At 56.8% G+C, this 25,019-nt stretch carries 20 protein-coding genes, 1 pseudogene and 1 riboswitch; of the genes and pseudogenes, 9 read left to right on the forward strand and 12 right to left on the reverse strand.

Features of this window, described 5'->3' with window-relative positions; translation table 11 throughout:
* Positions 1-135: 135 nt before the first annotated feature.
* From I9185_RS09685 to I9185_RS09730, 10 genes are all read right to left on the reverse strand, one after another.
* Complete coding sequence (locus tag I9185_RS09685) at positions 136-2,100, reverse strand: beta-galactosidase (RefSeq protein ID WP_210092921.1); 1,965 nt, start codon at positions 2,098-2,100, stop codon at positions 136-138.
* Positions 2,097-3,743 (reverse strand): amino acid ABC transporter permease, encoded by a 1,647-nt coding sequence (locus I9185_RS09690; RefSeq protein WP_210092922.1) that lies wholly within the window; start codon positions 3,741-3,743, stop codon positions 2,097-2,099. Before I9185_RS09690 ends, I9185_RS09685 begins: the two co-directional genes overlap by 4 nt.
* A 64-nt stretch (positions 3,744-3,807) precedes the next feature.
* Positions 3,808-4,557 (reverse strand): basic amino acid ABC transporter substrate-binding protein, encoded by a 750-nt coding sequence (locus I9185_RS09695; protein WP_209833898.1) that lies wholly within the window; start codon positions 4,555-4,557, stop codon positions 3,808-3,810.
* A 22-nt stretch (positions 4,558-4,579) separates the two neighbouring features.
* Positions 4,580-5,626 carry a LacI family transcriptional regulator gene (locus I9185_RS09700; RefSeq protein ID WP_210092923.1) on the reverse strand — a complete coding sequence of 349 codons (1,047 nt, stop codon included), beginning with the start codon at positions 5,624-5,626 and terminating at the stop codon, positions 4,580-4,582.
* Positions 5,626-6,375 carry a sugar phosphate isomerase/epimerase gene (locus I9185_RS09705; protein ID WP_171636134.1) on the reverse strand — a complete coding sequence of 250 codons (750 nt, stop codon included), beginning with the start codon at positions 6,373-6,375 and terminating at the stop codon, positions 5,626-5,628. The genes I9185_RS09700 and I9185_RS09705 overlap by 1 nt, the downstream gene beginning before the upstream one ends.
* Before the next feature lie 71 nt (positions 6,376-6,446).
* Positions 6,447-7,529 carry a sn-glycerol-3-phosphate ABC transporter ATP-binding protein UgpC gene (gene ugpC / locus I9185_RS09710; protein WP_210092924.1) on the reverse strand — a complete coding sequence of 361 codons (1,083 nt, stop codon included), beginning with the start codon at positions 7,527-7,529 and terminating at the stop codon, positions 6,447-6,449.
* A gap of 3 nt (positions 7,530-7,532) precedes the next feature.
* Positions 7,533-9,188, reverse strand: coding sequence for an alpha-glucosidase (locus tag I9185_RS09715; protein WP_210092925.1), 1,656 nt, complete (start codon positions 9,186-9,188; stop codon positions 7,533-7,535).
* Between the two features lie 9 nt (positions 9,189-9,197).
* The gene (locus tag I9185_RS09720; RefSeq protein WP_171636140.1) at positions 9,198-10,346 is read right to left on the reverse strand and encodes a carbohydrate ABC transporter permease; all 1,149 of its coding nucleotides are present in this window, start codon (positions 10,344-10,346) and stop codon (positions 9,198-9,200) included.
* 3 nt (positions 10,347-10,349) lie between these two features.
* Entirely contained in the window at positions 10,350-11,357 is a 1,008-nt protein-coding gene (locus tag I9185_RS09725; protein ID WP_210092926.1) for a sugar ABC transporter permease, read from the reverse strand.
* 55 nt (positions 11,358-11,412) lie between these two features.
* Complete coding sequence (locus I9185_RS09730) at positions 11,413-12,771, reverse strand: ABC transporter substrate-binding protein (protein ID WP_171169554.1); 1,359 nt, start codon at positions 12,769-12,771, stop codon at positions 11,413-11,415.
* Positions 12,772-12,990: 219 nt separating this feature from the next.
* Between I9185_RS09730 and I9185_RS09735 the strand changes: the two genes are divergently transcribed.
* The 9 genes and pseudogenes from I9185_RS09735 (at position 12,991) to I9185_RS09770 (ending at position 21,501) form a co-directional block, all read left to right on the forward strand.
* Positions 12,991-14,028: a substrate-binding domain-containing protein gene (locus tag I9185_RS09735; protein ID WP_210092927.1), complete on the forward strand. Its 1,038-nt coding sequence runs from the start codon at positions 12,991-12,993 to the stop codon at positions 14,026-14,028.
* A pseudogene (locus tag I9185_RS20420) lies at positions 14,025-15,326 on the forward strand (GH1 family beta-glucosidase); the annotation flags it as partial. The gene I9185_RS09735 and the pseudogene I9185_RS20420, both read left to right, overlap by 4 nt.
* A complete protein-coding gene (locus I9185_RS20425; protein ID WP_245223526.1) occupies positions 15,303-16,361 on the forward strand; it encodes an ROK family protein in 1,059 nt (352 codons plus the stop codon). The pseudogene I9185_RS20420 and the gene I9185_RS20425, both read left to right, overlap by 24 nt.
* 31 nt (positions 16,362-16,392) lie before the next feature.
* Positions 16,393-17,319, forward strand: a complete 927-nt coding sequence (locus I9185_RS09745; RefSeq protein WP_210092929.1) for a carbohydrate kinase — start codon at positions 16,393-16,395, stop codon at positions 17,317-17,319.
* Between the two features lie 16 nt (positions 17,320-17,335).
* Positions 17,336-18,001, forward strand: a complete 666-nt coding sequence (locus I9185_RS09750) for a D-lyxose/D-mannose family sugar isomerase (RefSeq protein WP_171723793.1) — start codon at positions 17,336-17,338, stop codon at positions 17,999-18,001.
* Between the two features lie 99 nt (positions 18,002-18,100).
* A riboswitch (cobalamin riboswitch) is annotated at positions 18,101-18,298 on the forward strand.
* Between the two features lie 97 nt (positions 18,299-18,395).
* Positions 18,396-18,752 carry a DUF1636 domain-containing protein gene (locus I9185_RS09755; RefSeq protein ID WP_210092930.1) on the forward strand — a complete coding sequence of 119 codons (357 nt, stop codon included), beginning with the start codon at positions 18,396-18,398 and terminating at the stop codon, positions 18,750-18,752.
* Positions 18,749-19,522, forward strand: coding sequence for an ABC transporter ATP-binding protein (locus tag I9185_RS09760; protein ID WP_210092931.1), 774 nt, complete (start codon positions 18,749-18,751; stop codon positions 19,520-19,522). Before I9185_RS09755 ends, I9185_RS09760 begins: the two co-directional genes overlap by 4 nt.
* Before the next feature lie 16 nt (positions 19,523-19,538).
* Entirely contained in the window at positions 19,539-20,489 is a 951-nt protein-coding gene (locus I9185_RS09765; RefSeq protein ID WP_245223510.1) for an ABC transporter substrate-binding protein, read from the forward strand.
* A gap of 1 nt (position 20,490) precedes the next feature.
* Complete coding sequence (locus tag I9185_RS09770) at positions 20,491-21,501, forward strand: iron ABC transporter permease (RefSeq protein ID WP_171636159.1); 1,011 nt, start codon at positions 20,491-20,493, stop codon at positions 21,499-21,501.
* 23 nt (positions 21,502-21,524) lie between these two features.
* Here I9185_RS09770 and I9185_RS09775 read toward each other — a convergent pair whose 3' ends face one another.
* Both I9185_RS09775 and I9185_RS09780 read right to left on the reverse strand, forming a co-directional pair.
* Complete coding sequence (locus I9185_RS09775; protein ID WP_171636161.1) at positions 21,525-22,304, reverse strand: inositol monophosphatase family protein; 780 nt, start codon at positions 22,302-22,304, stop codon at positions 21,525-21,527.
* A 266-nt stretch (positions 22,305-22,570) separates the two neighbouring features.
* A complete protein-coding gene (locus I9185_RS09780) occupies positions 22,571-25,015 on the reverse strand; it encodes an FAD-dependent oxidoreductase (RefSeq protein WP_210092932.1) in 2,445 nt (814 codons plus the stop codon).
* Between the last annotated feature and the right edge of the window lie 4 nt (positions 25,016-25,019).

Genomic DNA, 25,019 nt, shown 5'->3' on the forward strand with positions numbered 1-25,019 from the left:
GTTGTTGGATGAGTTTATTTTTGTCTTTATATTCATAGGACTTTCTGTGCCCGTTCGTCAGTCCAAAAGTGACAGTTTGCGGAAATCTTATATCCAGTTTTTGTTTTTGACACGTTTTGGTTGAATCTCAGGGCGTTAGTTTACCTGCCAGACTGTGAAATCGTGCGCGCCGACCGGATCAGAGCCGATCAAAATTCGTCGTGATCCACCACCAGGCAGGAGTTTGGACATGTCACCAAAATTGAAGGCAAAATGCAACGTACCGAAGCGGGTTACACGTAAGTCTGGATCGCAGTCCAGAGGCTTCAGCCCTGCCCATTCCAAGACATCGCGCATAATCTCGTGCAAGAGCGCACCGCAGGGCACCATGGCCAGATATGTCGCACGATCCGACCGGACAACCGCTGGGCTGGCGTCGCAATAGGCACTTTTGAAGCGCGCCAGGACATTTGCCTCGGTCTCGATGATTTCGCGCCAACCGGCAAAGTCAAAAAGCTGACCGTTCTGCAACAGCACGGATTCACTTGCAATATCCGGAAGCGATTCGACACGGACGACACGGACGCCGGTCAGATCCGCCAACGCACCCGGCGCCAGATTCGAAGGCGTCTGCATTTGAGCCGTCTTGCTGCCGGACCGGGCACCAATCAAAAGCTTTGCCCCCGAAGCCTCAAGTCTTGCGGCCAGATCCGGGGTCACGATCATGCTTTGCGGCAGCACGATCAGGGCGTAACCTTCCAAACCATCCTGGGGACCCACAAAATCAATGTCCACCCCCAGACTGCGCAAGGCAGTGTACCATTCACGGAAGATATGGGAATTGGGGAAGTCATCATCATGCGGCAGAATATCGGCCGCCCAGATCGAAGCGTAATCCAGCATCATCGCCACCGAGGCTTTTCCGCGCGTCGTCGGCGGAAGCTTTTCACGATCCTTCACAATTTGAGCCAGTTCGAGCGCGGCTTGATCCACACTGCCATCCGAGCGCAGCAAGGCTGTATGGTATTGTTCCTGCGCGAATTTTGCCTGTCGCCATCGAAAGAACATCACAGCTTGCGCGCCGTGTGCATATGCGGCCCAGGTCCAAAGCCGAACCATCCCTTCGGCTGGGGAAGGGTTTTGTGCCGCCCAGTCCACTGGCCCCGGCTGCTGTTCCAACACCCATACCCGCCCCCGCCCCTGACTGCGATACAGGTCACAATGAAATCCCTGATAATCAGGCGCGCCGGTTCGCAGATAACGGCGCTTTTCCTTCTCTGACAGGGTTGAGCCCATCAGATTACCCAGCGGGTAGCTGTCAAAGCCGACGATATCCAGATCGGCGGCCACTGCGTGGTGATCGAATTCGAAACTGCCGGCCATGAAGTTGTGCGTGATATCTCGACCCGGCGCATGTTCGCGCAGCACGTCCACCTGTGTCTTGTTGAACAACCGCACCCGGTCCGAGGAATAGCGCCTGAAATCAAAGGCATGGGTGGGGTTGGGTGTGGCGACCAGACCATTGGGCAGTTCAATCTGGTTAAAGCCGGAATAAAGGCTCCCCCAGAACACAGTCCCCCAGGCCTCGTTCAATGCGTCAATTGTGCCGTATTGTTTTGCCAGCCAGCGCCGAAAGCCCGCCCGTGCGGCATCGGAATAGCTGAGAACGGTGTCGTGGTCATTGTATTCATTGTCGATCTGCCAGGCATGGACATGCGGGTTCTGGCCATACCTGGCGGCATATTCCGTGGCGATCCTTTGCGCCTCGGCCAGGTACACGTCACTGGAAAAACAATAATGTCTGCGGGAACCATAACCCCTGACCCGGCCGTCCGGGCCAACCGGCAGAATTTCGGGGTGCTCATCAATCAGCCATTTGGGAGGCGCAGCCGTTGGAGTCGACATCATGACCCGCAGGCCGGCCCGCCCCAGAATCTCGATGACGTCATCCAACCAGTTCCAATGAAACCGGCCGCGTTCCGGTTCAATCAGACCCCAGGTGAACTCGGCGATTCGAACCCAATCCAAACCCATCTCGACCATCCGCGCGGCGTCACTGCGCCACTGGGACGGGTCCCATTGTTCGGGGTAGTAGCAAACCCCAAGCTCCAGTTTGCTCATCGGTTGTCCTTTGCCGTGCGCCGTTCGATCCATTTCAGGAAGCTTGCGCAACAGAGGGTGAGTACCACATACAGAATTGCTGCCGTATTGAACGGCGCAAAGGGCAGAAAGCTTGCTGCCTGAAACTCTCGCATCCTTTGGGTCATGTCGCGGACGGACAGGATGGACAGCAACGAGGTATCCTTGATCATCGCGATGAATTCGTTGCCCAATGGCGGGGTGACGATCCGCAGGGCTTGCGGCAGAACGATCAGCCGCGCCGTCTGCCAGCGCGACAAGCCCAGCGAACTGCCTGCTTCCAGTTGCCCTTTCGGGATGGCCTCGATCCCAGATCGGAATATTTCCGCCATATAGGCCGAATACCCGACCGAAATCGCGATGATCCCGCGTGTCATGTTGGTCATATCAATGCCGCCCCCCGTGGCATCCTTGACCGCGCCCGCCAAGGGCAGGCCAATGTAAAGAATGATCACCAACATCGGAATGCCGCGTATCGTGTCCACGAAAAATTCGGCCCCGACCGCCAAGGGATGCAGCTTGTGCTGTGCGCCGCCAATGGTCAGCGTCAGCAGCAGAAAGCCGAAAACAGCAAAAGCCAGTGCGGGATTCCGGTATTTGTCAGGCAAGAAACTGGTCTGCCACAGAACCGGATAGCCTTGTGAATGAGCATCCACGGGAACAAACGCTCCGGAAACGCTGTCGACGGTTTCAATCTGCTCCAGGGCGGCCGCTGCATCAGTGGCGCTGCGTATGCGGTATTGTTGTTCGCCGGCACCGTCGAACTCTCCAAACCGGATGATGTCAGCCTGCGCCTGTGGTGTGCCGCGCACAATGGCAATGCGCCCTTCGGTGCTTCCGACCAGAACGTAACTGACCTGCGGCTGCATGAAGAAAAAGGCTGATATCGCAAGCAATGACAGGCTGATGGAACCATACAGAATCGTGGTGCGCGCCCGTGGTTTGAACGATTGCAACCCCACCCAGATCAAGCCCAGAATGGCCGAGAAGATATAGGCGAAGATGGCTGCGCGAAACGTAATGGCAACGCCCGTCGCGAACTGCCAGTGGGCCATGAACATCAGATAGAACAAAACCGCACCTGTAAGGCATTCCAGCCCCAAAAGAACGCGCCTGCGCCAAGGGGGTTGCAACCCCGCGGACAGCAGGCTCAAGGCGACAACACCTGTGTATGCGGCCAGAAGAACTTGCAGTCCTGTCTGAATCTGGGTCACGACTTCGGGATACAACACCCACGTCTGACTGGACCGGTCGATCAGGGTTGATGTGTTCTCGCTGAGCGCATGAAAGAAAACGGATTCCGCGAAGGGCATCAAAAGCTGTGGAGATAAAAAGCTTATGACCAAAAGCGCAATTGACGCGGGCAGCGCCGCAAGGGCCGAAGCGCGCAACCAGCCGGGGGCGTGATTGGTAAAACGTGCATACCGGGCGCAGAGATATCCAAGGATTGCAACCGAGACGATCAGCAGAAAGCCGACGAAAATCGGCCCTGCATTGTTGCCGATCCCCAGAATTGCAATCAGAGATCGCAGATATTTCGAGGACGTGGCGAACAGATAGACGATGAAGGGAGCGGCTGCGAGCAATACAAGATTGCTCGGGCGGATCGTGCTGAGACGCGACATGAAACTTCTCCGCTGAAACATGGCCCGGCAACGACTGCCGCCGGGCCCAGAAGGGCTTGGAGGATCAGTTTGTGCCCCAGTATTTGGCCTTCAGCGCGTCCAGCGTGCCGTCTTCCTGAATGGCGGCAAGACCGGCATTGATTGCATCCACCGTCGGGTCACCTTCCTGAAACACGATTCCCAATGGATCGGATTGCAGGCCTGTGATGCCTACGGTCAGTTCTCCGGCAAACTCCTGCTCGTAGGCCGCGGCAGAGGTGCCATCGATGATCACCCCTTGCACGTCTGCGTTCTGAAGCGCCAGGATAGCCGCCGAGAAATTGTCGTAGAGGCTGACATTCTCGCGCCCTACAAGCTCTTCCGCCAGTTGGGCGTTGGTCGTCGCGGTTTGTGCCGCCAGTTTCTGGCCACCCGCTTTGAAATCCTCAAGCGTCAAATCCGCGTTGTCGACTTGCAGCAAAATGGCCTGACTGACAACGATGTACGGTTCGGAAAAGTCCATAGTTTCTTCACGTTCGGGCGTGATCGATACGCCCGAGATGACCAGGTCGAACTCACCCTGTTGAAGCGCCGCAAAGATGCCATCCCAGGCGGTGTTTACGAAATTCGGAACGCAATTGATCTTTTCACAGATTGCATTCATCACATCGACATCAAAGCCTACGATTTCGCCAGTTGTTTCGTCGACGGTTTCCATCGGGGGATAGGTCGCATCCGTTCCGATCTTGAGAACGCGACCTTCCAGATCGGCGGCAAAGGCCGCAGGCGCTGTCAGCATTGCAAGCGTTGCAACGGCAAATAGGTTTTTGAACATGTTCGGTTTCTCCTCTGTTGGCTCAGTTGGTCTGCGCCATACCCGGCGCCGGGGTGTCAGGTTGCCGCTCGATCAATGTGGCCCTGATCTTTTTTTGCGTTTCCGACGGATCAACGCCGTCCAGTGTTTTTAGCATGTATTCACCCAGCAGGCGGCTGGTCTCGCCGATTGGCAAATAATAGGTGCTGGGTGGGGGGACGAAATACTGGCTGAGTTTCAGATCGTCGTTTGAAATGACGACGACATCCCTGCCGACCTGAACGCCCATATCGGCGGCGGCGGACAATGCGCCAAGGGTCATCGCCTCGTTGGCGCAAATGATGGCGCTTGGCCGGTTGTGCATTCGCATGAGCGACGCAAAGGCCCTTTGCCCGGTCTTCGCCGTGGTCGGGCCGGGAAGAACAAGGGCCGGGTCAAACTCCATGCCACCGGCCGACAAAGCATCAGAGTATCCCTGAAGTCGTTGACGGGCATAGATCAGGTCATCCGGCGGGTTGATAAGCGCTATCCGCCTGTGCCCCAATGCCAGCAGCCGAGACGTTGCATCAAAAGCAGCAGCCTGACTGTCGAGATCCACGTAAGGATGTGGTTGGGCACTGTCACTCATCCCGTATGTGACAAACGGAAATCCCTCATCTTGCAGATAGGCGATACGCGGGTCATTCACCCGAGTTCCCGAAAAGATTACGCCGTCTGCCAACCCTTCCTGTACAATGGAATGCAGGGTCTGCAATGCGGCTTCAACATCTCGTACACTGAAGACACTCAACTCATAGCGTGACCCTTGAACCGCGTCGGATATTCCGGCCAGGATCCGGGTGAACTCCACACCCTCCCACTCTTCAGCGGCGCTGCCCGAAACGCTGACCAATACCGCAATCCTGTAGGATTTATTGGTGCGCAGCTTCAGGCCGTCCAGATTGACCCGATACCCAAGCTCGGACGCCGCCTTTTGGATCTCTTCCCGCGTTTCCCGTTTAACCGACGAAGCGCCGCGCAGGGCGTTTGAAACCGTGCCTACTGAATAGCCTGTCATACGGGCGATCGATTTGATCGTTGCCCGCGCCATCAGCCGATACCCCCAAGCCGTTCAGTCAAAAACAACCGCCCCATTTGCAAGGTGCGCCTGTGATCGGCGGTTTCATCATGCTCGACGAAAAGGTCGGTGCACTTGGTGCTTGAAAGGGCTCGTATCGTGGCGTCCCAATCGACAACACCCTCACCCGGATTGCGCCAGCGCCTGTCGCCTGATCCGCCCTGCGGATCCACGTCCTTTGCATGAACCGACAGGATGCGATCCGCATGGCGCACCAGCAGGTCAGCCACGTCCTGACCGGCCGCGACAATCCAACCGATATCGGGCTGCCAATAGATGTTTTCTTGCGCCAGAATCAGTTCAAGAGGTGTTTTTCCCGGCGCGCCGAACAGATCAAAGTCGTGGTTGTGATAGGCCAAACTGACGCCGTGATCTCCAAGTTGATCTGCCCAATCGGACAACTGGCCCGACACAGCCTTCCATCCCTCGACAGTGCCGGGCCGCGCCTGTGGCGCCAGCCAAGGCATGACCGCCACCTGGCATTCCAAAAGGTGCAGTACTTCAACGATCTCGTCGAAACGCTCGTGGAACTCCTCCCAATCAAAATGTGCAGAACGAAGGTTAAGACCTGATTGATGGACGATGCGTGCCATCTCTTGCGGTGTCATGTCATGCAGACCGGTAGTTTCGATATCCGAAAACCCGCAAGCGGAAACCAACTTCAGTTGGTCCGAGAGGTCACCGTATTGCCGAACCGTGTAAAGCTGCGCCGATACCCGCATTTTTCACCATTGAAACGTTTCAATTATGGTGAAACACAAAACGCAATTCTGTCAAGAACTGCGTTTCGCTGCTATTTGCGCATGGACAATCCATTGTGGAACAGATGCACCTTGTCCGGTGAGGCCGTGACCGAGACCGTCTGGCCGCGCAGGTTCCGCTGAACCCCCGGAAGCTTTGCAATGACTGCATCCGCACCATCGGTTTTCTCAAAGTACAGCAGCGTGACTTCGCCCAGGGCTTCGGTGAAATCCACCTTGCCGGACAGAATCGCGGAGTCTTCCGTCATCGCCAAATCTTCGGGGCGCACCCCGATATTGACCTTTTTCCCCAGGTCACTGTCTTCGGTTGGAACCGCGGATCTTGCAATCCCGCCTGATGACAGTTCAACGGTGGTCGTTTCGCCGGTTCCGGTGATTGTGCCGGACAGCAGGTTCATGGAAGGCGAACCGATGAACTGCGCAACAAACTCGTTGTCAGGCGCCTCATACAGTTCAAGCGGTGTCCCGACCTGCGCGATGCCCTTGTTGGCCAATACCACGATCCGACTGGCCAGTGTCATCGCCTCGACCTGATCGTGGGTCACGTAGATCATGGTGCTGTCAGGCATAGCCTCTTTCAGACGCGCGATCTCGATCCGCGTGGCCACCCGAAGTGCCGCGTCGAGGTTCGAGAGGGGTTCGTCGAACAGATACACCTTTGGGTCACGTACGATCGCGCGCCCGATGGCAACCCGTTGACGCTGCCCTCCGGAAAGAGCTTTTGGCAGGCGGTCCAGGAATGGTTCCAGCTGAAGGATTTGGGCGGCACGCTCTACCGCAGCATCAATCTCGGCCGTAGGCATCTTGGCGATTTTCAGTGCAAACGCCATGTTTTCGCGCACGGTCATGTGGGGATACAGGGCGTAGCTTTGAAAAACCATCGCGATGCCCCGTTGTGCGGGCGGTACATCGTTCATGACCTGCCCTTCGATTTCCAGCGTGCCGCCTGTAATCTTTTCTAAACCGGCGATCATCCGAAGCAGAGTGGATTTCCCACAACCGGAAGGACCAACAAAAACGATCAGTTCGCCCTGCTCAATGTCGAGATTGATGTTCTTCAGAACGTCAACAGGGCCATAAGACTTGGCGACATCCGTTAGGTTGAGTTCAGACATGTCTTATCCCTTTCCCCGAACCACCAGGCAGAATTGCGAAGCCGCCAAAGTGATTGAATTGTCGCCTTGAATGCCACCCAATTCCAGACCGATGGACTGCCAATCGCCGTCCGGTACCTTCACCTCTGTGGTGTCTGATCCGAGGTTGAACGCACAGAAAACTTGCTCGGAACTATCCTCACGCAGGAAAGTCAGAACCGGACCTATTTCGTTCATCTCAGACAGGCGTCCAGATGCCAAAGCCGGGTGTGCATGACGCAGTGCGATGGCGCGGCGATAGTGGTTCAGCATCGATTGCGGATCCGCCTCGGCCCGGTCTACCGCGTGTTCAGCCTGCTGGACGCTGACCGGCAGCCAGGGTTCTGCGGTGCTGAAGCCGGACTGTTCATCCTGCGCTTGCCAAACCATTGGCGTACGGCAACCATCGCGGCCTTTGAATTCGGGCCAGAACTCGATGCCATAGGGATCTTGTAGCTTCTCAAACGGCACATCTGCTTCGTGCAGGCCCAATTCTTCGCCCTGATACAGGCAAGCCGAGCCGCGTAGGCACATCATGAGAACCGCATGTTGCCGGGCCGCGGCATCATCCAAATTCCAGCGAGAGGCATGGCGTTGCACGTCATGGTTCGAAAACGCCCAACAGGGCCATGCATCCCCTGCCTTGGCCTGCAATTGGTCAAAGACATGTTTGGTGTAACTGGCCGTCAGTGCGCGTTTCTCGAGAAACTCAAACGCATAGCACATGTGCATCCGCTTATCGCCCGAGGTGTATTCACCCATGATCTCGAGCCCACGCTGCGCATCGCCGACCTCGCCCAGACACGCGCGGCCTTCGTATTCGTCCGTCAGCGCGCGCAGCCGTTCAAGGAATGCGATATTTTCGGGTTGGCTTTTCGAGAATAGGTGGTCCTGATGGTTGTACGGGTTGACTGCTGGTGCAATCGATGCGTTGCGCTGATCCATCGGCAGGGCTGGGTTGTCGCGCAGTTCCTTGTCATGGAAGTAAAAATTGATTGTGTCCAACCGAAAGCCGTCTACGCCAAGATCAAGCCAGAACCGTGCGACGTCCAGCAAAGCATCCTGAACATCCGGGCAATGGAAATTCAAATCCGGTTGCGATGTCAGGAAGTTATGCAGATAGTACTGCAGGCGACGAGAGTCCCATTGCCACGCCGAGCCGCCAAAGATCGACAGCCAGTTGTTTGGTGCTGTGCCATCCGGCTTGGGGTCAGCCCACACATACCAGTCGGATTTCGGGTTCTCACGGCTGCTGCGGCTTTCGCTGAACCAAGGGTGCTGGTCCGACGTGTGCGACAGAACCAGATCGATCATGATCTTCAGTCCTTTGGCATGCGCCTGATCCAGAAGCACTTTGAAGTCCTCAAGCGTTCCGAACATGGGGTCGACGTCGCGATAATCACTGACATCGTATCCAAAGTCTTTCATTGGTGACTTGAAAAACGGTGAGATCCAGATCGCATCAACACCCAACGACGCGATATAGTCCAGTCGCGCGGTGATGCCTTTCAAGTCACCGACCCCATCGCCGTTGCTGTCCTGAAAACTGCGCGGGTAGATCTGATAGATCACCCCTCCGCGCCACCAATCCGAAGACAGTTTTGTTGCTTTGCCGTGTTCAAGGTTGTTCTGCACGTTCATCAGACGCCTCTATTTTACAGATCCGGCCAACAGGCCCCGGACCAGGTATTTTTGCATTGCGAAGAAAACGACCAGCGGCACAAAGATCGAGACAAAGGCGGCGGTCGCAAGAATTTCCCAGTTGCCACCTCGCGTCCCCAAAAGCTCGACGATGCGGTTGGTCATCACGGTCGTCTGGCCTGTCGCGTCGATCAGGAAGACCTTCGCAACCAGAAGATCGTTCCATGTCCAAAGGAACTGGAAGATCGCGAAAGACGCCAGCGCCGGGAAGCTGAGCGGAAGGATCAGCTTGGTGAAGATCTGGAACTCGGTAGCGCCGTCGACGCGTGCGTTTTCGATCAGGTCACGCGGCAATCCGGCCATGTAGTTGCGCAGCAGGTAAATCGCCAGTGGCATCCCAAAGCCTGTATGCGCAAGCCAGACTCCCAGATAGCCTTTGCCGATCCCGATATTGAGGTGAAATTTCAGCAACGGGATCAAGGCCAATTGAAGCGGAACGACCAAAAGGCCAACAACGGCCGCAATCAGCAGGGCGCGCCCGGGAAACTCCATCCACGCCAGCGCATAAGCCGCAAAGGCGGCAACCAGAATCGGGATGATTGTTGCAGGGATGGTCACCGTCAGCGTGTTGAAGAACGCCTTGGCCATGCTGTCCGTACTGCTTTGATCCAGAAGAACCTTTCGGTAGTTTTCCAAAGTGAACTCGGGTGGCAGTTCCGCTGTTACGAAGATGCGCGCACCACGTTTGCCGGTGAATTCCTCGGTGTTTTCCATACGATAGTTGCCCGCCGCATCCACCGTGATCGTACCACCTCGGCGCAACTCGGCTGTTTGGCCCGGTTCAAATGCATCAACCTCGCGCGAACTGATCCCCCATCTGGAAATCGTTGCTTGCTCATCTTCGCCGAACAACGCCCCCTGAATGACATACAGTCCGTTTTCCAGCACCTGCGTCTCGGGCGCGGCACTGCGAAGCGTCAGGTTTTGTTCAGAGGGAAACAGCGACCGCCACCAGCCGCTGGACGAAATCTGATCTGCCGTCCGAAAGGACGAAATCAGCAAGCCAAGCGTAGGAATGACCCAAAGAGCCACCAGGAAGATGACTGACAGATGCACCACCCATCTGAGCGCGGGTTTGGTTCCGGCGATATCGCTCATGGCTTACTCCATCTCCTTGCGCGCGTTGCGCACGTTCCAGACGAGGATCGGCATAACAAGCAACATGATCACCATGGCCGAGGCGGATCCGACGCCCCAGTCATTGGCCCGGAAAAGCTTGTCGTACATGTAGTTTGCCAGCACCTGCGTCTCCCACTGGCCGTTCGTCATGGCAAAGACGATGTCGAACACTTTGAGAACGGTGATCGTGATCGTCGTCCAAACAACAAGGATCGTGGTTTTGATCTGCGGTACCTTGATCTTGAAGAAGATCTGAAAGGGATTGGCCCCATCCAAAATGGCCGCCTCGATGGTTTCTTCGGGAATACCGCGCAAGGCCGCCGACAGGATGACCATCGCGAAACCCGTCTGTATCCAGATCAGGACAACCATCAGAAAGAAACTGTTCCAGAAGGGGATTGTTAACCAAGTGTTGGGCTCGGTTCCGCCGAAGAAGATGTACAGCGCGTTCAGGATGCCTATCTGGTCCTGTTCCGCTGGTCGCGCATCATAAACCAGTTTCCAGATCACCGATGCACCAACAAATGAAATGGCCATCGGCATGAAAATCAGGGATTTGGCAAAGTTGCCCCAGCGGATGCGGTCGGTCAGTTGCGCCACGAGAAGACCAAAAGCCGTTGACATGGCCGGCACGACGATCAGCCAGAACATGTTGTTGCGCATGGCTTCCCAAAACTTCGGCTCCGCCGCCATTTGGGTATAGTTGTCCAGGCCAACCCAACGGTATCCGCCACCGGGCACGCGTTCCGTAAGCGAAAGGCGCAAGGTTTCAACCACCGGATACGCCAGATACAGCCCCAATGCAGCAAGCGCCGGGAACAGAAACAACCACGGGCGGATCAAGTTCGCACGGTTGATGTTTCGGCCCGCCTTTGGCCCGCGCGGCGGAAACAGGACTTTGTCCAGAAACTGGTTGGAAAGATAGAAGTAGCCCACGCAACCCGACACGCCGATGGCGATCGTCAGCAGGCCTTGTAATGCGGGTGTCATGATACGCCTATCCGTTTGGCAAACGGGGCGGCCTCAGGACCGCCCCATGAGTTGGTCACTTGATTGCGTCCCAGGACGCCTGGATTTCACGTGCCACGGTGGCTGCATCTTTTGCACCCGACGAGTAATCGACCATCCCGGTCCAGAACGTACCTGCCCCGACCGCACCGGGCATCAGGTCGGACCCGTCAAAGCGGAAGGTCGTTGCGTTGGTCAGAATTTCGCCCTGTCCGCGCTGTGAATCATTCGAATAGTTCGCCGGGTCCGCACCCAGATGTGGCGTCAGGAAACCGTCCTGCGACATCATGATCTCATGGGCGAAAGGTGTCTTGAGGAACTCCAGAAAGGCTTCGGCAGCAGGGTTTGGGTTGGTGATTGTGAACAATGTCCCTGCCCCAAGTACCGGTGTCCCCAGGTCTTTTTCGGCATAAGCCGGGAAGTAGAAGAAATCAGCATCCACCCCCAATTCGGTGCCTTCCGGAAAATAGGCGGGAATAAACGAAGCCTGACGATGCATCATGCAAGCGGGCGGGCTATCGAAAAGACCTTTGGGGCTGTCACGGAAATCGATTGCCGCCGTGTCGTCTGCGTCACCTACGACATAGTCGTCATTCCGGGTAAAGCTGCCATATTCCTCAATCGCGGCTATGACGCGGGGATCATCGAACTTCATTTCGTTCGAAACCCATTGGTCATAGACTTCAGGTGGTTGCGTACGCAGCATAAGATCCTCGACCCAGTCCGTCGCAGGCCAACCCGTTGCGCCGCCCGAGGCCAGACCGACGCACAAAGGCGTCTCGCCGTCCTCGACCATCTGATCCATCAGAGCCTTGAATTCTTCCATGGTTTCGGGCACTTCATACCCAAAGTCTTCGAAGTTTTCGGGCACGTACCAAACCAGCGATTTGACGTTCACATTGAAGAAGAACCCGTAAAAATCGTCAGACCCTTCCGCGTTCTCAAACGTACCCAGATCGACCCAGGATTGTCCCGCGGCGAAGTTTTCCTTGATCCAGTCCGCAGTGCCTTCGGCCAATGGCGTCAGATAGCCCTGTTTTGCGAGGTTTGCCGCCAAACCAGGCTGCGGGAAAACAGTCAGATTCGGCGCCGAGCCTGCGGCCGCATCAATCAGGATCTGCTGTTCCAGAGAATCCGAACCCACATAGCTGGAATTCGCGCCTGTTGCCTCATCGAAATAGGCCACGAGGTTTTCGAAGGACTTGCCCTCGCCAGCCAGCCAGGGGCCGAAAATGGTCAGGCTTTCGCCGGACAGATCATTCGCTTCGGCAAAGGCCTGAAACCCATCCCAGTCAAAACTGCCCTCGCCGACGGCGTGGATCATCTCACCCTCTGCCTGAACTGATCCGGCCATCAGGGCGAGTGCCGCCGCACCTGCGTAAAGCCCGTGTTTCATCAAATCCTCCTCCCAAGCTTTCATGTACTCAAAGACTCACTTTCAAAGCGCTTTGGATGACGTGTGTTATCCGCTAACATCGGCACCCTGTCAATATTTTGCTTCCCAGCGCCAAAATAAATTATATTTTTGCTTTTAACGCAAAACAAGTTGACGGATGCCGTATTTGCTCACAAAACAAAAAAAAGCCACTCAATTTAAGGCGCTTTGAATCGTAAAATGAACCTGAAGCAGCTCTCGGAAGTTCTGGGCCTTTCGCAAACTACGGTCAGCCGGGCGCTGAACGGGTACCCCGAAGTGAGCGAGGACACACGTGCGCGCGTTCAAGCCGCGGCACGCAAACACGGGTACCGGCCGAACAGTCGCGCCAAAGGGCTTGCGACCGGACGATCGATGGTGATCGGCCACGTCATTCCCAGCTCGTCCCGGCATGAAATGGTCAACCCGATCTTCGGAGATTTCGTCGCCGGCGCCGCAAAGAAATACGCTGAACATGGCTATGACATGATGTTCACCAATGCCGACGACACTTCGATTGAAGAAGCGTATCGGAGTCTTTTTAAGCGCGGCGCGGTGGACGGAGTCGTGCTGCAAGGCCCCAAAGTAAACGAACCACGGATCGAAGTCCTGACCCGCATGGGCGTCCCATTCATCGTGCACGGACGCTCGACCGGCGTCGACGCTCAGTATGACTGGATCGACGTGAACAACAAAAGTTCGTTCATGCGCGCCACGCGCTTTCTGATTGACCTTGGCCATCGCCGTATCGCTCTGATCAACGGTCTGGAAGATATGGATTTTGCCCAACGCCGCCGCGACGGATATCTTGAGGCGCTTGGTCAGGCCGGGCTTGCGCCCGATGCAAATCTGATGCGCAGCGCTGAAATGACAGAGGTTTACGGCCATCACGAAACGCAGAACATGTTGCGCCTCGATTCCCCTCCGACCGCTATTTTGTGTTCATCGATGATCTCTGCCATCGGCGTACGGCGTGCGCTGTCCGAATACGGGCTTGAGATGGGTACGGATGTGTCAGTGATCGCCCATGACGACGACCTGTCCTATTTGAAGAACGGGCAGGATGTTCCGATTTTCACGGCAACACGCTCATCCGTCCGTCAGGCGGGTGAAATGGCGGCTGACATGTTGATCCAGCGCATCAAATCCCCGAATGATCCCGTCAAAACCAGGCTGCTGGAGGCCGAGCTGGTCGTTGGTAGGTCAACCGGCCCTGCGCCCAACAGGGTGCAACCATGAAATACGCACGCGCTGACTTTCCCAAAGATTTTCTCTTTGGTGTTGCCACTTCTGCATACCAGATTGAAGGCCACGCACAGGGCGGGGCGGGGCGAACTCATTGGGATACCTTTGCGGCGTCGCCAGGCAACGTGGTGCGCGGGGAAAACGGAGACGTCGCATGCGATCACCTGAACCGGTTCGAGCAGGATTTCGATCTGGTGCGCGAGGCCGGGTTTGACTGTTATCGTTTTTCAACCAGCTGGGCACGCGTACTGCCCGACGGGCGTGGTCAGGTCAATCAGGCAGGGTTGGATTATTATGACCGATTGGCGGACGCCCTGCTGGAGCGCGGTATCCGCCCCTGTGTGACGCTTTATCATTGGGAATTGCCGTCAGCGCTTGCGGATCAGGGGGGATGGTGCAATCGCGACATCGCGGATTGGTTCGCGGATTATACACAGGTCATCATGGGTCGGATCGGAGACCGGATGTTCAGTGCCGCGCCGATCAACGAACCCTGGTGCGTCAGTTGGCTGAGCCATTTTGAAGGCCACCATGCGCCCGGTCTGCGCGATATCCGCGCCGCGGCCCGGGCGATGCATCACGTTTTGTTGGCCCACGGGCGGGCCATTCAGACCATGCGCAGTCTTGGGATGAGCAATCTGGGTGCCGTGTTCAACCTCGAATGGTCCGAGCCCGCGGATGACAGCGCAGATGCGCGGCTTGCGGCAGATCGCTACGATGCGATCTACAACCGGTTCTTCCTTGGCGGTGTTTTCAACAAGGAATATCCCCAAATAGCCCTGGAGGGGTTGGAGCCGCACTTGCCCAAGAGCTGGCAGAACGACTTTGAAACCATCGGCACACAAGTCGATTGGTGCGGGTTGAACTACTATACTCGAAAGTTGATAGCCCCGGCGGACACCGCTTGGCCCAGCCTGCAAGAGGTTCCCGGACCGTTACCCAAAACGCAGATGGGATGGGAAATCGATCCCTCTGCCCTAACCCGCTTTCTTGTCAGAGCAAGGAAAGACTATACGGGCGCCCTGCCAATCTATATCACCGAAAACGGTATGGCGAGTGAGGAGCGCGTGCAGGACGATGATCGTATCGATTATCTCGACAAGCACCTTGCGGCCGTACTGGACGCTTTGGCACAAGGTGTTCCGGTGAATGGCTATTTTGTCTGGTCGCTGCTGGACAATTATGAATGGGCCTTCGGGTACGAGAAGAGGTTTGGACTGGTGGACGTGGATTTCGAAACACTTGCGAGAACGCCCAAAGCGTCTTTCATGGCGCTGAAATCCGCCCTGTCCGGGGGTCAGAGTGTCTCTCAGCCGTTAGCGCAACCATTCGGTGCCGTGCATGAGCATTGGAACCTGGTTGCGGATATCGGCGGTACGAACACACGTCTGGGCGTTGTTACGAACGGAGAATTGGCAGATCTTCGGAAACACCCTACGGGGACATTGGAAGATCTGCTCGAGGCGTTCCATGACCTCAGGGACGAGATCGGAACCAACCCACAGGCCGTCGTAGCAGCCGGAGCCGGGCCGGTCAGGGACGGAACGATTCAGTTGACCAACGCGAACCTGGATCTTTCGGAAACCGAGCTGACGAAAGCAACAGGAGCAGAGCGCACTTTTGTCATAAATGATTTCACCGCTGCGGCGTGGTCAGTGGCCGAGGTGACTCGGTCGGATGTTGCGGTCTTGCAGGGTCAGGAGGCGCCGCCCGCAGGCACACGGCTGGTTGTAGGGCCCGGAACCGGGCTTGGCGTTGGTGCTTTGCTTTTTTCCGAAGGCAGGTATCACACGGTCTCCGGCGAAGGCGGGCACGTCGGCCTGTACCCGCGCCATCGCGACGAAGTTGATATCTTTGAGGCGGCACGTCGCATCGCACCGGGCTGTTTCTTTGGCGACAGCCTGGCGCTTGAAGCAGAAATGTTCCTGAGCGGAACCGGCCTGCCAATCCTGTATCAGGCGGTTGAATTGGCAGCCGGTCAGGCGCGGACTCAGGCGCGCTCTGCAAAGGACATTCTGAACGATGCCCGCAACGGCACCGATCTGGTCGCCGAAAAAGCAGCGCAGATTTTTACCACCCATCTGGGTGCTTTGATGGGTGATCTGGCGGTCACCTTGATGCCAGAGGGAGGCGTTTTTCTCGTCGGCGGCGTTGCCGAGAAAAACCGCTGGCTATTCAGCGACAACTTCAAGGATGCGTTCAACGGCGGCGGCCGCTTCAGCGACTTGCGCCGCTCCCTGAACCTTTACGTGTCTGAACAGGCAGAGTTCGGAATCATCGGCGCAAACAACTTCTGCAAGAACGCGCTGAGACAGCAACCAGACTGACCGAATTCTCTGTACCAAGAAGGACCAAGACATGATCCTGTGCTGTGGTGAAGCGCTGATAGATATGATTTCAGAACCGACCGCGTCGGGCGCAATTGGTTTTGTGCCACATACTGGTGGTGCAGTTCTGAACACTGCCGTCGCGATGGGACGTCTGGGTGTTCCGGTTGGGATGCTGACAGGTTTGTCATCGGACATGTTCGGCCAGCAACTGATCGATGCGCTGAAAGCGAGCCATGTGGACACGACACATGTCATCATCTCGGACCGCCCTACCACGCTTGCCTTTGTGCAGCTCTCGGATGGACACGCGTCTTACAGCTTTGTTGATGAAAACACCGCAGGCCGGATGTTGCTGCCCGAGGACATGCCCGATCAGCTTCCCGCTGTCTCTGCCCTGTATCTCGGCGGAATCAGCCTTGCGTGTGAACCTTGCGCAGATGCATATGCCGCCCTTCTGCACCGCCACGGTTCCGACCGTGCGGTGATGCTGGACCCGAATATTCGCCCGGATTTCATCAAGGATCAAACCCGGTTTCGGACGCGTTTGAACCGCATGATCTCGCGTGCGGATATCGTAAAGGTTTCAGACGAGGACCTGGATTGGATTATTCCGGGCGCTGAATCCGAAGCCGCGAAAGCGTCTGTGCTGTTGCAGGCGGGTCCTTCCGTTGTCATCGTCACGCGCGGCAGTGACGGGGCGCACGGTTACCTGGCGGATGGTTCCGAAGTTTCGGTTCCCGTGAAACCCGTTGAAGTGGTCGATACGATCGGCGCAGGTGACACGTTCAACGCCGGCGTTCTGACCGAGCTCAGCCGCGCAGGGCATCTGACCAAGTCAGGTCTTCGCGGATTGACGGTTGAAAGCCTGCAAGCAGCCATGGAACTGGGCGCTGACGTGGCGGCCGTGACCGTTTCCCGAGCCGGGGCAGAACCCCCCTGGGCGCACGAACTTTGATCTGTGGGACGGCATGATGAAACGATCCGAAATCAACCGTATCAAGACCCGGGCACAGGCGTTCATTCAGTCCTTCGGTGCCGTGTTGCCACCCTTTGCGGATTGGTCGCCCGAGAAAATGCGCAGCCCTCTGGCCGAAACGATCCGCAGCCGCGGGCTGGGATGGGACATTACCGATTACGCCCAGGGCCGTTTTGATGAACTTGGACTGTTTCTATTCACTTTGCGCAATGGTGAGGCGAAGGATCTGAAATCCGGGCGCGGGATGCTCTATGCGGAAAAACTGTTGATCTCGAAAGAAAATCAGCTTTCTCCGATGCACCGGCATATCATCAAGGCAGAAGACATCATCAACCGGGGCGGCGGCGATCTCGTTCTGGAAATCCATGCGTCGGATCCAAACGGTGGCGTCGACCGCGACAACCCGGTGACGGTCCCAAGCGATGCCTGCCCTGTAACCTTGCAACCCGAAGAGCACTTGCGGCTGAAGCCGGGGCAAAGCGTAACTCTGATGCCCGGCATCTGGCACGCTTTCTGGGCCGAGCGCGGTGATTGCCTTATTGGCGAGGTATCGACCGTGAATGACGACCGAACGGACAATGTGTTTGAAAAGCCAATCCCACGGTTTTCAAAGGTTGAGGAAGATACCGAACCGGATTTTCTTCTTGTATCAGACTATTGACACCGTTCGGTCCGGGCTGGCGCAGCAGGATCGCTGGCTCAACCGTTGCAATTCCGTCCACTACCCTTTCGCCTGCCGCTTGACAAGTCAGGCGTAGCCGGACTAGCTGAGCGGGATGGTTCCGTAAGGGATGAAAATGGGAACACGGTGCGGCGCTGGAATGTGCCAAGTCCGTGACTGCCCCCGCAACTGTAAGCGGTGAGCGACGCCACTTCACCACTGACCCAAAAGGGTTGGGAAGGTCGGCCGAGCAACGACCCGCAAGTCAGGAGACCTGCCATCACACTATGAACCAACCCGAGGCGGGGCGTCTCGGAAGGAGGCTTGATGGCGCGTTTGCGTAATATCCGGGTATGTGCCCTCTGTCTGCATCTGGCAAACGACGGAGAAGGCAATGACCTGTTATTCTGATCACTACGTTCTGATCTGTTCAACATGTCAGGGGACGATGTCTGCCGAAGCCGCACAAGACGCGCTGGATGCCCGGTTGCCTGACGGTTTTGAAACCCGAATGGTGGCCTGCATGGCAGGTTGTGAACGGGCCATGACCGTCGGATTTCAGGCCCCGGGCAAAGCGCAGTACCTGTTTGGCGATATCACGACAACTCGCGATCTGTCTGCCTTGGTCGAATTTGCGATCCAGTTCGGCGACAGCGACGACGGCTGGACCAGTGCCTCGGACCGCCCCCCTGCCCTTTTCGCAAAGACCTTATCGCGAATTCCCGCGTTGCCTTTCGGGGGGTCATCATGAGTTTTCTGATTGCAGAGAATTTGGAATACTACGCGCTCAATGGCGACATCCTGTTGCAGGATGTGTCCTTTCGTCTGGAAGAAGGATCAATTCTGGCAATCGCCGGGCCGAACGGCGCCGGCAAAACCACTCTGCTGAAACTGCTGTGCGGGATTGAACGGATTGCGTTGGGCGATGTTTGGATAGAAGGACAAAGCCTTCGGACCCTGTCCGCCCGCCAACGTGCCCGCTCCATTGCTGTGGTCGGGCAGCAGGAAATGCCCGACGGGCGGATGCGCCTGCAAGACTACGTTGCGCTGGGGCAAATCCCGATTCAGGGCGAACGTTCGGTGACTCAGCACAGGGCTGATCTTGAACGGGTGCTGACGACGACCGAGCTGTTGCATTTTGCCAACAAAACGATGGGTCAACTGTCCGGCGGAGAACGTCAGCGCGCGCACATCGCGCGCGCGCTGGCCCAGAACCCGTCCTTGCTGTTTCTGGACGAGCCAACCAACCATCTGGACCCCGATGCCAAGGGGCACATGCTGTCTCTGGTCGCTGATCTGGGGGTAACGGTCGTCATGATCGTCCATGATCTGGTCATGATCCCGGAATTCGCCACCCATGTGGCGTTGATGAAAGCCACGCGCCTGACGGGGTTCGGGCCTGTTGGCGAAGTTCTGACCCCAGACCGGGTAAGTGAGACATTCGGCGTGGATTATCTGTGCTTTCAGCACGAAGGCCGCACGATCCCCGCACTGGACATCCGAAAACGGAAACTGTCATAATAACAGGAGCTTACATATGATGCAGAAACTCTGGCCGGTGGTTGTCTTCGCTGGCTTGGCAGGTGGCGTGGCAGCGGAAGCCGTCACCGTGGACAATTGCGGCGAACCGCTGGTTTTTGACTCGGCGCCGGAACGTCTGGTCGTGCATGATATGAACATGGCGGATATGGCCTTTGCACTCGGCCTTCAGGACGAGATCGTGGGACTTACCGGGATTTCGGGCTGGTACAAAACCAGCCCTGACTTTGATGCTCAGCGCGGCGACATCCCAGAGCTTGCCCCCAAATACCCGACGATTGAAAACCTTGTGGCCGTCGAACCTGATCTGTTTTTTGCCGGTTGGTACTATGGCATGAAACCCGGCGGAGATGTCACGCCCGACACGCTGGAACCCTTTGGTATCAAGACCATGATCCTGACCGAAAGCTGCGTGCATCTGGACGAGGATCGCCCCGAAGCCAGCATGAACCTGTTGTTTGATGACGTTCTGCGCCTGGGCAAGGTCATGCAGGTCGAAGACAAGGCCGAGGCGCTGGTTGCCGGCTGGAAGGACAAGTTGTCCGCCATTCAAGCAAAAACAGCCGATCTGGAAAAGCCGCGGGTATTCCTGTTGGACGGACCGGCCGATGCTCCGTTTACCGCCGGCAAGTTCGCCATTCCCGATGCGATGATCGCAGCCGCTGGCGGTGAGAACGTAACTCATGATCTGGATACCAGCTGGGGCCGCACGTCGTGGGAAGCTGTGGCAGCGGCTAACCCGGAATTTCTGGTGCTGCTCGACTATCAGTCCGGCAACGGCGCAGAGGACACTTTCCAGTTCCTCAAGGATCACCCGGTGATGTCACAAACGGACGCGGTAAAGAACGAGCGCTGGATTGGCCTGCGTTACGAAGAGCTGACTCCCGGCCCGGCAAATATCGAGGCGATCGAGAAGATGGCACAGGCGATGCACCCGGAGACCAACTGATATGGTCCAATTGGGCCGTTTGATAGTGCTGGGGGCGGTTGTTCTGACCGCCCTTTTGCTGTTGTCGATCGTCTATGGGACCACCCCAATCCCCGTGCGCGAAGTCTTTTCGGCAATCGGCCTCGGAACCGGTATGGTGGAAGGAGACATGTCGCCCTTGCACCGGATCGTCTTCGACCTTCGCCTGCCCCGCGCCCTGTTTGCCGCCGTGATTGGTGCGGGGCTGGGCGTCGTTGGTGTCGTTCTGCAAACAACGACGCGAAACGATCTGGCAGATCCGTTTCTGTTCGGTCTGTCCTCGGGTGCTGCTGCCGGCGCCGTTCTGGTGATCACCGTCACAGGGGATGTCCTGGGAATCTGGACGTTGCCGCTGGCAGCATTTTGCGGTGGCCTGATCGCGTCCGGCATTGTTCTGGCGCTGGTTCAGGGCTTGCGTACGAGCGCACCCGAAAAACTGATCCTGGCTGGCCTGGCGGTGTCCTTTCTGTTTTCCGCAATCACCAACTACCTTATTTTCTCTGGCGACAATCGCGCGGCTCATTCGGTGATATTCTGGATGCTTGGCGGCCTGGGACTGGCAAGATGGGAAACATTCCCGCTTGTCCTGATCGGACTGGGCCTGATCCTGAGCTATTCACTTTATCGCAGTCGGTGGCTTGACGCGCTGCTGACCGGGGATTTCACAGCCTCGTCACTGGGTATTCCCGTTCAAGGTCTGCGGTTCAGCATGTTTTTCGTTGCCGCTTTGGCGACGGCCAGTTTCGTTTCAGTTGCCGGTGTCATCGGCTTTGTCGGGCTGATGGTGCCTCATATTGCACGCGGCATCGCCGGTACTCTGCACCGAAACCTGCTGATCGTCTCGGCGATCGTGGGCGCGATTCTGCTGACATTGTCCGATATCTTGTCACGCCTTCTTCTGGCCCCGCAGGAGTTGCCCGTCGGAATCGTCACAACGTCTATAGGATCACTTTTTGTCTTTTTGTATTTGTTCAAATCTGATCGCGGAAGCTAGTTTTCCAAGGTTGCGCAACACTTTCATTTCTCAGCATTGATGAGGTCAAGCAGTTCAGCATGCAGTTCAGGGGTTGCGGCGGAAACGACCGCGCCATCTGAATCGAGGGTCAACGCATGCCCCTGCCAATCGGTCATCACTCCGCCAGCAGCCGTGATCAGAGGTGAAAGCGCCAGATAGTCATAAGGTTGCAGATCGTAATCCACCACAGCATCGACATGGCCCGAAGCAAGCAAGGCATGGGGGTAACAATCATAGGCAAATCGGCGCGTCTGCCCTGCATTCATCAACCGGTTGAACAGGTCAGGATGGTCGCAAAAAATCTTGTCGCCTTCATTCACATACAAAACCGAATGATCCAGACGCGTGGTGTGCGACACCTCTATCGGCCGCCCGTTCAGGCTGGCCCCGTTACCAACCACACCCAAATAGGTCTCATGCAAGGCCGGCATTCCGACCAGCCCCAACCGAGGGCGCCCATCCACAAGGTGCGCCAAAAGGAACCCGAACAAAGGATGGCCGGACAGAAACGAACGGGTTCCGTCAATCGGGTCAATCACCCACATATGACGCCCGTCGCCTGCTTCTTGCCCGTGCTCTTCGCCAAAGATGCCGTGTCCGGGAAAATGCTGTTTCAGGTAGGTACGTACTTCTGCCTCAACTGCCTTGTCGGCCTGCGTCACCGGGCTTTCATCCTGTTTGAATTCAATGCCCAAAGACCCCCGAAAAAAATGCATCGCGGATTCCGAGGCAATATCAGCAATCTTCATCGCATGCTCAGTCAACGCATCTGGGGTTACCATTTCCGGTCCTTTCGGCTGAAGTCATCCAATCTCCGACGGATGAAAGGTTGTTTACCCTGAAAGCTGAATGAGAAGTCTTGCAGTTCAGTTTTCAGATGGGCATGAGGTGTGACAATACTGAAACTTTATCAATGGCTTATGGATCGAAACCCGTCAGATTCGACGAACTTTCGCACATTCGGGGCGGATTTGCCCTGTTTGCATGCTTTCCCCGTGTGTTCCGATCGCTGTGCGTGTGTCTGTTGATCAGCTCTTGCACCCTCGGGTCAGGTCTTCACCCGGCTCATCTGCGGGTCGTAAAGCGGTTGCAGCGTCACTTCGCAAGGAACCCTCTGAGTGGCGACATCCAATTCATATGTCCCTGATGTGACGTATTGTGCGTCGACACCGTTGGCGTTTCGGATGTAACCGTAGCCGATCGACTTTCCGACGGTGTAACCATAGCCGCCCGAAGTCAGCCATCCGACCCTTTCGCCATTCCGATAGATCGTTTCACGCCCCAGAAGAACAACCTCGGGGTCAACCGTGAAACATGCCAGCATCTTCTTTACGCCGCCGGTTTTTTGCGCCTCAGAGGCGGCGCGCCCTTTGAAATCAATATTTTTCCGGAGTTTCACGGCCCAGCCCAAGCCGCTTTCGAACGGCGTATGATCCGGCCCGATATCCGAGCCCCAGGCGCGATAGCCTTTTTCAAGACGCAGCGATTCAATTGCCCTGTAGCCCGCATTGATCAAACCATGCGGGCGCCCTGCCTCCGTCAAGGCGTCATACACGGTCTGTGCATATTCCACCGGCAGGTGCAGTTCCCAGCCCAGCTCACCCACATAAGTCACGCGCAGCGCCTTGACCGGGCACCCCGCGATCCCGATGGTGCGGATCGTGCCAAACTTGAATCCGCTGTTCGAGACGTCATCGCGCGTCACCGCCGCCAGAATCTCACGCGATTTTGGCCCCATCAATGACAGAACCGCATTCGATGAGGTGATATCGAACAGCTGGCAATTCATGCCCTCGGGAATGCTGCGGTTGATCCAGTCGAAGTCATGGGTGGCATAGCCGGTGCCGGTGACGATATAGAACTCATCATGGGCTACGCGCCCAACAGTCAGGTCACACTCGATCCCGCCCTTGTCGTTCAGCATTTGGGTATAGACAAGCGCACCAACCGGCTTGTCCACATCATTGGCACAGATCCAGTTCATCGCCGCCAAAGCATCCGGGCCCTTGAGGGCGAATTTGGCGAAAGAGGTCTGATCGAACAACACAGCCGCTTCGCGTGCCGCTTTATGTTCGCGCCCGACAGCATCGAACCAGTTCTGGCGGCCAAAGCTGTATTCATCCTTGGGCACCTCGCCCTTTGACGCGTCCGCGTACCAGTTGGGGCGTTCCCAGCCCAGTTTCTCGCCAAAACACGCGCCCTGCTTTTTCAGCGTGTCATAAAGCGGCGATCTTCGGCAGGGGCGGCCCGAGTCATGTTCCTCATGCGGCCAACCCATCGTGTAGTGTTTGCCATATGCCTCGACGGTACGTGTGCGAACCCAGTCGGTGTCGAAATGCGGGCGGCCAAAGCGGCGGATATCGGCAGACCACAAATCGAAGGGCGGCTCACCCTTGTGCACCCATTCCGCCAGCGCCATGCCCGCACCACCGCCAGCCGCGATGCCAAAGGCATTGAAGCCCGCACCGACGAAAAAATTCCTCAACTCGGGCGCTTCGCCGATGATGAAATTGCCGTCGGGCGTGAAGCTTTCCGGCCCGTTGGTCAGCGTCTTGACGCCAGCGTTCTCCAACGCGGGCACGCGCCCCAGCGCAAGTTCCATCAGCTGTTCGAAATGATCGAAGTTGCTGTCGAGAAGGGTATAGTGGAAACCTTGCGGAATACCCTTGGTGGCCCAGGGAATCGGGTTCGGCTCATAGCCGCCCATGACCAGACCTCCGACTTCTTCCTTGTAGTAAGTCAGCCGGTCGGGATCGCGCAGAGTGGGCAGATTGCCGGGCACGTCGAAAGGTTCAGTCACCATGTACTGGTGCTCCATCGGAACCAGAGGAACGTTGACGCCAAAGCGGCTGGCAAAGGTGCGGGACCATTGCCCGGCGCAGCAGATCACTTTTTCACACTCGATCCGACCGTGTTCGGTGATTACCGCACGAATTTTGCCATCTTCGATCTCGATATCGGTGACTTTGGTATCTTCGAATATCTTCGCCCCGGCCATGCGGGCGCCCTTGGCCAGTGCCTGAGTGATATCCGAGGGATTCGCCTGTCCATCGGTTGGCAGATAAGCCGCGCCGATCACGTCCGAGACGTCCATCAGCGGCCACAGTTCCTGCGCCTCAGACGGCGTCAGCAACTGCATATCCAGACCAAAGGAATGCGCGGTGGTGGCCTGACGTTTCACCTCGGTCCAGCGTTCCTCGTTACAGGCCAGACGCAGTCCGCCGTTCATCTTCCAGCCGGTACCAAGCCCAGTTTCCTCTTCGATCTTGTTATACAGATCAACCGAGTAACCCAGCAGCTGCGTAATATTCGCGTTCGAACGCAGCTGCCCTACCAGCCCTGCCGCGTGGAAGGTGGTGCCCGAGGTTAGCTTTTTACGCTCCAACAGCACCGTGTCGGTCCAGCCCAGCTTGGCCAGGTGATAGGCGGTCGAGCAGCCGATGATCCCGCCACCGATAATGACGGCTTTGGCTGTATTCGGAAGGTCGGTCATGTCT

It is taken from the genome of Ruegeria sp. HKCCSP346, from assembly GCF_017872595.1.
Taxonomy (GTDB): Bacteria; Pseudomonadota; Alphaproteobacteria; order Rhodobacterales; family Rhodobacteraceae; genus Ruegeria.